Source organism: Kitasatospora sp. NPDC007106 (assembly GCF_040634455.1).
GTDB lineage: Bacteria > Actinomycetota > Actinomycetes > Streptomycetales > Streptomycetaceae > Kitasatospora > Kitasatospora arboriphila.
Window position 1 is genome coordinate 1 of sequence record NZ_JBEYFP010000249.1, and the last position, 8,047, is coordinate 8,047.

Here is an 8,047-nt window from a genome sequence, read left to right on the forward strand (position 1 = left end):
AAATCGGGGCAGCCAGAATGACAGCACGGCCCCGGGGCCGTGTCCACCCCTTCGGCGGCGGTGGCGTCGACGATCCGCTGCAGCAGGTCCAGCGAGCCGGCGGTGAAGTCGCGTTCGGCGGTGAGCTCGGCACGGCGGCCGAGCTTGGCGGCGAAGCCGTGGACGAGGTCGGCGAGGCCGTCGGTGTCCCGGGTGTCGGTGACGGCGCGCAGCAGCAGGTCGGTGAAGTCGGCGTCGTGCTTCACCGCGAACAGGCCGGCCGCCTCGCCCTCGTCCGCGTTCATCTCCCGCTGGTAGCGGAAGAGTTCGGGGTCGAGGCCGAGGTCGCCGAGGTGCTCGTTCCAGCGGTCGTGGATCTCCTCGAAGGTGAGGTCGAGGTACGGGTAGGCCTTGCCGGCCTCGGTCATGGCGTCCCGGAAGCCCTTCATGGTGCGGCGGCGGCCGCGGGCCTTCTGGTCGCCGGCCAGGCTGGCCCGCTCGGCGACCGGCAGGGAGTCCAGGGTCAGCCCGGGGCCGGGCCGGAAGGAGTACCAGAGCTCGGCGAACTTCCGCGGGTCGGAGGAGACCTGGCGGCCGCGCCACTCGCTGACCTTGCCGACGACGATCAGCTCGCCGGTCACCGTGTGCTGCCACTCCAGGGCGACGTGGCCGCAGTCGTCCGCGAGCAGGAACTTGCGCAGCACGCCGGAGCTGGCGCCGCCCAGGGTGTTGCGGTGTCCGGGCAGCATCACCGAGAAGATCAGCTTCAGCAGGACGGACTTGCCGCCGCCGTTCTCCAGGAACAGCACGCCGGCCGGGGCCGGGCGCCGCCGCGGGCCCTCCGGCTCGCCGCCGAACAGGCCGATCTGCTGCGGGGCGGGCTCCGCCACGGGCTCGCCGACACCGCGCAGGTCGAGGACCGTGTCGGCGTACCGGGCGCCGGCCGGTCCGATCGAGTACAGGCGGACCCGGTTGAGCTCGTACATGGTGCTGCGGTTCTCCAGGGTGACGGGTGGAGGGGCGGGTGCAGGTCGGAGGCAGGTTCAGAGGGAGTGGAACGGCAGTCCGGCGTCGGCGACGAGTTCGTCGGAGTCGTCGGCGGGCATCAGCGTCGCCGTACCGTCCGTCACCGGCACGACGCCGAGGTCGGTGAGCTCCGCCATCGCGGCCGAACCGGCCAGGTCGCGGACCTGCAACTGGTAACGGGCCGTGGTGCGGAAGGTGCCGCCCGCGTCGTCCGAGGTCTTCTGCAGGAAGCCGGAGTCGACCAGGAACAGCACCGCCTTCGAGACGATGCCGGTGGTGGAACCCGCCAGGCGGCGGGCGTCCTTCGTCGCACCGGTGGACGAACGGCGGGCCCACACCCGCCAGGCCGCCTCCAGGCCCGGGGCGTCGCTGGCCGGGTCGGTGACCGCGCCCTGCGCCTCGGCCCGCTCCTCCAGCCGGCGGCACGCCTGCCGGACGAAGGCGTCCACACCGTTGACCGTCACCCGGCCCAGGTAGCCGTCGTCGGCGAGGTCCTCGGGACGGGGGAAGGCCAGCGCCGCCACCGCGAGGTGCGCGAGGCCGTGCAGGAAGCGGTCGGTCGACTCGGACGCCGCACGGCGGGAGTAGTCGCCCATCCGCACCGCGAAGACCGAGTCCTCGTCGGCGGCGACGGCCATGCCGGCCCGCGGCGACACCTCCAGCACCACCAGGCCCATGCCGGTGGCGACGGCGTCGGCGAGCCGCGCGAACGGAGGGTCCTCGCGGTAGCGGCGGACCAGCTCGGCGTACTCGGCGTCCCGCGCCGGGAGCAGCTTGGCCTGCAGCCCGAACGAGACCAGCCGGGCGGCGTCGGCGACGTCGGCGGGGGTGAGGGGCGCCGCCACCGGCTCCGCCTCGGGGGCCCACGCCGCATCGTGGTTGATCGTCACGGACGGGACTCCTTGCGGGAACGGGATACGAGCTGTCGAGGGGCAAGCGCCAGGGGCGCGGGGAACGGCGCAGTCCGGGGGAGGCGCACTCGGGGGGTGGGGTGAGCCCCTGGTGGGGCGGGTGCGGGACGGTGGCCTTCCGCTTCGCGCGGTTCCCCGCGCCCCTGGAAGCCGGCCGTACCCGTGCGGTCGGCCACTCCCGGGTTGCGCGGTTCCCCGCGCCCCTGGGGGTGTGCCGCTCGTGTCGGCCGTGGCATCAGCCGGCCTCCTTGCGGTCGGCGGCCATGCCGGCGGCGTCGAGGAGGGCGCTGCCGACGATGAGGTCGGCGCCGCCGAATTCGGGGTCGTCGAGGTGGGTGCCGTCGTCGACGGCGAAGAGCAGGCGCTCCTCGCCCTGGCGGTAGGCGGTGCCGACCGGCGGGCTGGCGGCGTGGACGGCGAGCAGGGCGACCAGGTAGGGCAGGTCCGGGTCCTGGCGGCGGGCGTCGGCGAGCAGGCCGGAGAGCCGTCGGGGCGCGTCCGCGGGCAGGTCGAGGAGGTCGAGTGCGGCTTCGAGCTGGGCCTCGCTGAAGCGGCTGTCGTCGGGGGTGGCGACGAGGTCCGGCTCCGGGAGCTCCGCGCCGAGGTGCTCGCGTTCGACGGGCGGGGTGAGCAGCAGGTCGACGAGGTCGGCGACCCGGACGGAGACGGGTGTCCGCAGGCCGGTGCCGCGGGCGAAGAAGGCGTCGGTGGGCCGGACGGCCTGTTCGACGGGCAGCTCCAGCAGCGGGGCGAGCAGGTGTCCGTACAGGTCGATGCCGCTGCGGGCGCTGGGGGCGGCGAAGGCCTGGCGGTCCTGTTCGGCGCGGAAGAGCGGCCCGGCCTCCAGCAGGCGGGTCTGCAGCTGGGTGTGGCGGCGGATGCAGTCCTTGACGATGTCGACGAGTTCGGCGGCGCGCCGCTTGTGCTCGGGGTCGATGCTCTCGTCGCGGGCCTTGCGGATGTTGGTGAGGATCGCGTTCTCGTGCCGGTACCGGTCGGCGATGTGGTCCAGGGCCTCGTCGATGAGGTCGGGGACGGTCTCCATCCAGTCGACGGCGCGGACGTTGCGGCGGGTGGCCTCCAGGGCGCGGCGCAGCGTCTCGGCGTACTGGACGGTGCGGTAGCGGGCCTGTTCGGCGGCGAGCTGGGCGTCGGCGAGGCGGCCGCGGCGGATCAGCACCTCCAGCTTGACCTCGGCGGCGATCTGGGCGGAGGTGACGTCGGTGTCGAGGGCGCCGACGAGGACGTTGACGGCCTCGTCGGTGGTGCGCAGGTAGACGCCGCCGTCGGGCCCCGGCACCTCCTCGACGAGCTTGAAGTCGTAGTCGCGGCGGACGTAGGCGCCGTCCGGGCCGAAGGTGCCGTAGACGGCGCGGAAGCCGCGGTCGACGCTGCCGACGTTGATCAGCGACTCCAGCACCCAGCGGCCGACCCGCTCGTGCTCGGCGGTGCTGCGGGTCGGGTTCTGCGCGGCGATCCGGGGCTGCAGGCGGCCGAGCACTATGTCGCGGTCGGCGCCGGTGTCGAAGTCCATGTTGAGCGTGACGAGGTCGATCACCGCGAGGCCGACCTCGGCCATCGTGTACGAGCTGTACTCGCCGGCCAGGTTGACCTTGCGCGCGTCGAGGTCGTGCAGCGGTGCGGTGCAGGCCAGCGCCTTGAGCCGGCGGGCCAGGCCCTCGTCGGCGGCCGGGCCGGGTGCGGGCCGGGCGGCTGCGGCGGGCGGCCGGAGCTCGTACTCGGCGGACTGGTCTGCGATGGCGGTCACGGTGGACAAGGTTAGAGGTTCGCACCGACAACATCCGAAACGAGCCTGCTTGCCCCGGTTCCGGCGGCCCCGGGTGCCGCCCGCCCATCTGTTGAACATGTTCAGTTTCCTACTTGAACGTGTTCAATTCCTGGGTCTAGAGTCGGGCCATGACCAAGGACACCGACCCGGCGGTGGACCGGGACGCCGCACTGCGGCGCATCCGCACCTGGCTGTGGATCTTCATCGTCTGCCTCGTCCTGAGCGGCCTGACCGCATTCCCGCTGGAGTCCGAGACCCGCTGGCTGGCCTCCGCGGTCGACGGCAGCGGCCTCGGCGGGCACTGGCCGGCCCTCGCCGAGCGGGTGGCCCGGGTCCGCGACGGCATCGCCGACACCAACGCGCGCTACCCCTTCCTCGCCTACGGCACCGACTGGCTGGCCTTCGCGCACCTGGTGATCGCCACCGCGTTCTGGGGTCCGCTGCGCGACCCCGTGCGCAACGTCTGGGTGATCCGCTGGGCGCTGCTGGCGTGCGCCGGGGTCCTGCCGCTGGCGCTGATCTGCGGCCCACTCCGCGGCATCCCGCTGTACTGGCGATTCATCGACATGTCGTTCGGCGTGGTGGGCGCCGTCCCGCTGCTGATCGTGCTGCGGGTGATCCGCCGGCTGGAGTGGTCCCGGGCCGTCACCGTGCCGAACGGCTTCACCGCCCCGGTGGCCGTCCGATGACCGCCGCCGACACCTCCGCCGCCGACACCACCGCCACCACCACCACCGCCACCGGCGCACCGGCCGGCCTCGACCGCCTCGACCACGCCCGCTGGGTGGCGCACTTCACCGCCGAGGCGGTCCGGCGCGCGGAACTCGGCGACCCGGACTGGTCCCGGGGCGCCCGGGCGTCCGCCGCCCTGCTGCGCAGCCTGCAGAAGTTCCAGGTCGGCGAGGACGGCGACGGGACGAACCTGATCGGCAAGGCCGACGCCGCGGGCGATGCCGACTACGCGGCCGCCGTCCGGCTGTTCGTCGCCGAGGAGCAGAACCACGCCCGGCTGCTGGCCGCTCTGCTGGAGGCCGCCGGGGCGCCGCTGCTCGGCTCGCACTGGAGCGACGCGCTCTTCGTCCGCCTCCGGCGGCTGCTCGGGCTGCGGCTGGAGCTGATGGTGCTGCTGGTCGCCGAGGTGGTGGCCGTGCCGTACTACCGGTCCGTGCGGGACGGGGCCGCGGACGGGCTGGTCGCCGAGGTCGCCGGCCGGATCGCCGCGGACGAGCTGCGCCACATCCCCTTCCACTGCCTGCGGCTGCGGGAGTCGATCGGGCTGCTGCCCGCCGCGCTGCGCTCCCCCGCCGTCGCCTTCTGGCGGCTGCTCGCGACCGCCGCGGCCGGGTTCGTCGCGCTGGACCACGGACCGGCCCTGCGGGTGCTGGGCGTCCGCCGGCGGCAGTTCGTCGTGCGGTCGGCCGCGGTGGCGGCCGAGGCCGCCCGGGCGCTGAGGCCGGCCCGGTGACGCCCCCGCCCGAGCCGCTGATTCCGGCCCTCCCCGCGTACCTCCGGACGGTCCCGGAACGCACGGTTCCGACCGGTGCGCCGACGTCGCGGGCGCTCGGGGTGCTCGGCGCCGGACTCGCGGTCCAGGTCGCCCTGTACGTGCTCTGGTCTGCCGCGCCCGGGACGGTGGGGGCGTTCACGCACTCGCCGGTCGGTGTCCTGATGTGGTGGCTGTCGCTCTGCCTCGGGCCCGCGGCGAACTGCGTGCTGACCCGGCGGTGGATCCGCGACGGCGGCCCGCTCGGCCCCGTCCGGGTGGGACTGTGGATCGTGCGGGCCTGTGCCGCGGGCACCGCCGTGTGGATCGTCTCCGTCGTGCCCCTGTTCGTCCTGGCGATCGTCCTACTCTGACCGCGCTGCGCCGCGGGCTGTGCCGAGCTCCCCAACTCCCCCGCCTGCCGGGCCCGTCGGGCCGTTCGACGGGCCGCCGGAGGCGAACGGGTGACGGACGTTCGGCAAAACCCTGCGCCCGGGGTGACGGGCCCGGCACCCCGGCAAACGATCAGGCCCTACGATCACCAGCAGGAGCTGCTGGAAGGCGGACGGACGCGTGACGGACCCGGTGATCGATCTCAATGCGGACCTCGGCGAGGGGTTCGGACGCTGGACACTGACCGACGACGAGGCCCTGCTGTCCGTGGTGACCAGCGCCAACGTGGCGTGCGGCTTCCACGCGGGTGACCCGTCGACCATGCGCCGGGTCTGCGCACTGGCCGCGGAACGCGGTGTCCGGATCGGCGCCCAGGTCTCGTACCGGGACCTCGCCGGCTTCGGGCGGCGGGCGATGGACGTGCCGCCGGACGAGCTCGCCGACGAGATCGCCTACCAGATCGGCGCCCTGCAGGTCTTCGCCCGGGCGGCCGGCTCGCGGGTGTCGTACGTGAAGCCGCACGGCGCGCTCTACAACCGGGTGGTGGCCGACGACGAGCAGGCCGAGGCCGTGGTCTCCGGAGTGCTGCGGGCGGGTGCGGTCTGCGACGGCCCGCTGCCGGTCCTGGGCCTGCCGGGCTCCAAGCTGCTCGCCGTCGCCGAGGGGGTGGGTCTGCCGGTCGTCGCCGAGGCCTTCGCCGACCGGGCCTACACCCGGGCGGGGACGCTGGTGCCCCGGCGGGAGCCCGGCGCCGTGGTGCACGACCCGGAGACGGTGATCACCCGCGCCGTGCGGCTGGCCCGGGACGGCACGGTCGCGGCCGCCGGCGGCGAGGCGGTGGCCGTCAGCGCCCGCTCGCTCTGCGTCCACGGGGACACCCCCGGCGCCGCCCAGCTGGCCTGGCGGGTGCGCGGGGCGCTCGCCTCGGCCGGAGTCCGGGTGGAGGCGTTCACCTGATGGCCGGTCAGCGGTCCGAGGCCGGCGGGCCGTCCGAGGAGCCCGGGGCGGCGGGCGGCCCGGTGGTGCGCCCGGTCGGCGAGGACGCCCTGCTCGTCACCGCGGGCAGCGCCGAGCAGGTCGCCGCCCTCTACGCCGAACTGCTGGCCCGCCGCGACGAGTTGCCCGAGGTCGCCGAGATCGTGCCGGCCGCCTGCACCGTGCTGCTGGACGGCGTCGCCGACCGCACCACGCTCACCCGGGCGCTGGCCGGCTGGGAGCTGCCCGAACACCCGCCCGCCGAGGGCCCGTCGGTGACCGTGCCGACGGTGTACGACGGCGCGGACCTGGCCGAGGTCGCCGGCCTCTGGGGGGTGTCCCCGGAGGCTGCGGTGCGGATCCACACCGGAGCCGAGTACCGGGTGGCGTTCTGCGGCTTCGCCCCCGGCTTCGGCTACCTCACCGGGCTGCCCGAGCGGTACCGCGTGCCGCGCCGGACCACCCCGCGCAGCACCGTCCCGGCCGGCTCGGTGGCCCTCGCCGGCCCGTACACCGGTGTCTACCCGCGCTCCTCGCCCGGGGGCTGGCAGTTGATCGGGCACACCGCGCTGCGGCTGTGGGACACCGCGCGCGAACCGGCCGCGCTGCTGACGCCGGGCACCCGGGTCCGGTTCGAGGCGGTGGCCGGTGGCTGAGCTGCTGGTGGTGCGGCCGGGCCCGCTGACGACCGTGCAGGACCTCGGGCGGCGCGGCGTCGCCCACCTCGGTGTGCCCCGCGCGGGCGCCCTGGACGAGCCGGCCCTGCGGGCCGCGAACCGGCTGCTCGGCAACCCGCCGGAGGCGGCCGGGCTGGAGACCACCCTCGGCGGGACGGCGCTGCGGGCGTCGGCGCCGCTGCTGGTCGCGGTGACCGGCGCGCCCGCGCCCGTCCGGGTGGACGGGCGGCCGGCCGCGTGGGGGGCGGCGGTCCGGGTGCCGGCCGGCGCACTGCTGGAGGTGGGTCCCGCGACCTCGGGGGTGCGCAGCTACCTCGCGGTGGCCGGCGGCATCGCGGTGCCGCCGGTGCTGGGCAGCCGCTCGGCCGACCTGCTCTCCGGCCTCGGCCCGGCGCCGCTGGCGAAGGGCGACCGGCTGCCGGTCGGCACCGTCCGCCCCGGGCCGGCGGCGGAGCTGGTGCCGCTGCCCGGCCCACCGCGGGAGCTGGTGCTCGGTCTGCTGCCCGGTCCGCACGCCGACTGGTTCGCCGGGCCGCCGCCGGGCGCCGGGTACCGGGTGGCCGCGGCGTCCAACCGGATCGGGCTGCGCACCGAGGGGCCGCCGGTGGCCCGGCGGCGCGGCGGCGAACTGCCCAGCGAGGGCATGCTGCTGGGCGCGGTGCAGGTGCCGCCGGACGGCCTGCCGGTGGTCTTCCTCGCGGACCACCCCACCACCGGCGGCTATCCGGTGATCGGCGTCGTCCCGCGGGCCGACCTCGCCGCGGCGGCGCAGGCCCGGCCGGGTACGCCGCTGCGCTTCGTCCCGCGGGACGAC

At 75.5% G+C, this 8,047-nt stretch carries 8 protein-coding genes and 1 pseudogene; 6 read left to right on the top strand and 3 right to left on the bottom strand.

The features are described from left to right. The 3 genes and pseudogenes from ABZ641_RS19640 to ABZ641_RS19650 all read right to left on the bottom strand — a co-directional run. Positions 1 to 965, bottom strand: a pseudogene (locus tag ABZ641_RS19640) (hypothetical protein); the annotation flags it as partial. A 57-nt stretch (positions 966 to 1,022) separates the two neighbouring features. Beyond that, a complete protein-coding gene (locus ABZ641_RS19645) occupies positions 1,023 to 1,895 on the bottom strand; it encodes a hypothetical protein (RefSeq protein WP_344628548.1) in 873 nt (290 codons plus the stop codon). A 256-nt stretch (positions 1,896 to 2,151) separates the two neighbouring features. Beyond that, a complete protein-coding gene (locus ABZ641_RS19650; protein ID WP_344628466.1) occupies positions 2,152 to 3,684 on the bottom strand; it encodes a hypothetical protein in 1,533 nt (510 codons plus the stop codon). A 149-nt stretch (positions 3,685 to 3,833) separates the two neighbouring features. Between ABZ641_RS19650 and ABZ641_RS19655 the strand changes: the two genes are divergently transcribed. The 6 genes from ABZ641_RS19655 to ABZ641_RS19680 form a co-directional block, all read left to right on the top strand. Continuing rightward, entirely contained in the window at positions 3,834 to 4,394 is a 561-nt protein-coding gene (locus tag ABZ641_RS19655; RefSeq protein ID WP_344628467.1) for a hypothetical protein, read from the top strand. Then, on the top strand, positions 4,391 to 5,170 hold the full coding sequence (locus tag ABZ641_RS19660; RefSeq protein WP_359983375.1) for a ferritin-like domain-containing protein: 780 nt from the start codon (positions 4,391 to 4,393) through the stop codon (positions 5,168 to 5,170). Before ABZ641_RS19655 ends, ABZ641_RS19660 begins: the two co-directional genes overlap by 4 nt. Further along, positions 5,167 to 5,562, top strand: coding sequence for a hypothetical protein (locus tag ABZ641_RS19665; RefSeq protein WP_359983378.1), 396 nt, complete (start codon positions 5,167 to 5,169; stop codon positions 5,560 to 5,562). Before ABZ641_RS19660 ends, ABZ641_RS19665 begins: the two co-directional genes overlap by 4 nt. A 199-nt stretch (positions 5,563 to 5,761) precedes the next feature. Further along, positions 5,762 to 6,538, top strand: coding sequence for a 5-oxoprolinase subunit PxpA (locus ABZ641_RS19670; RefSeq protein ID WP_344628470.1), 777 nt, complete (start codon positions 5,762 to 5,764; stop codon positions 6,536 to 6,538). Continuing rightward, the gene (gene pxpB, locus ABZ641_RS19675; RefSeq protein WP_359983381.1) at positions 6,538 to 7,212 is read left to right on the top strand and encodes a 5-oxoprolinase subunit PxpB; all 675 of its coding nucleotides are present in this window, start codon (positions 6,538 to 6,540) and stop codon (positions 7,210 to 7,212) included. Before ABZ641_RS19670 ends, pxpB begins: the two co-directional genes overlap by 1 nt. Beyond that, positions 7,205 to 8,047, top strand: an 843-nt coding sequence (locus ABZ641_RS19680) for a biotin-dependent carboxyltransferase family protein (RefSeq protein WP_359983384.1), incomplete at its 3' end; no start/stop codon positions are given. The genes pxpB and ABZ641_RS19680, both read left to right, overlap by 8 nt.

Excerpts from the sequence above, each read along its gene's own strand:
- ABZ641_RS19655 (WP_344628467.1), top strand. The coding sequence starts at position 3,834 with ATGACCAAGGACACCGACCCGGCGGTGGACCGGGACGCCGCACTGCGG.
- ABZ641_RS19660 (WP_359983375.1), top strand. The coding sequence starts at position 4,391 with ATGACCGCCGCCGACACCTCCGCCGCCGACACCACCGCCACCACCACC.
- pxpB (WP_359983381.1), top strand. The coding sequence starts at position 6,538 with ATGGCCGGTCAGCGGTCCGAGGCCGGCGGGCCGTCCGAGGAGCCCGGG.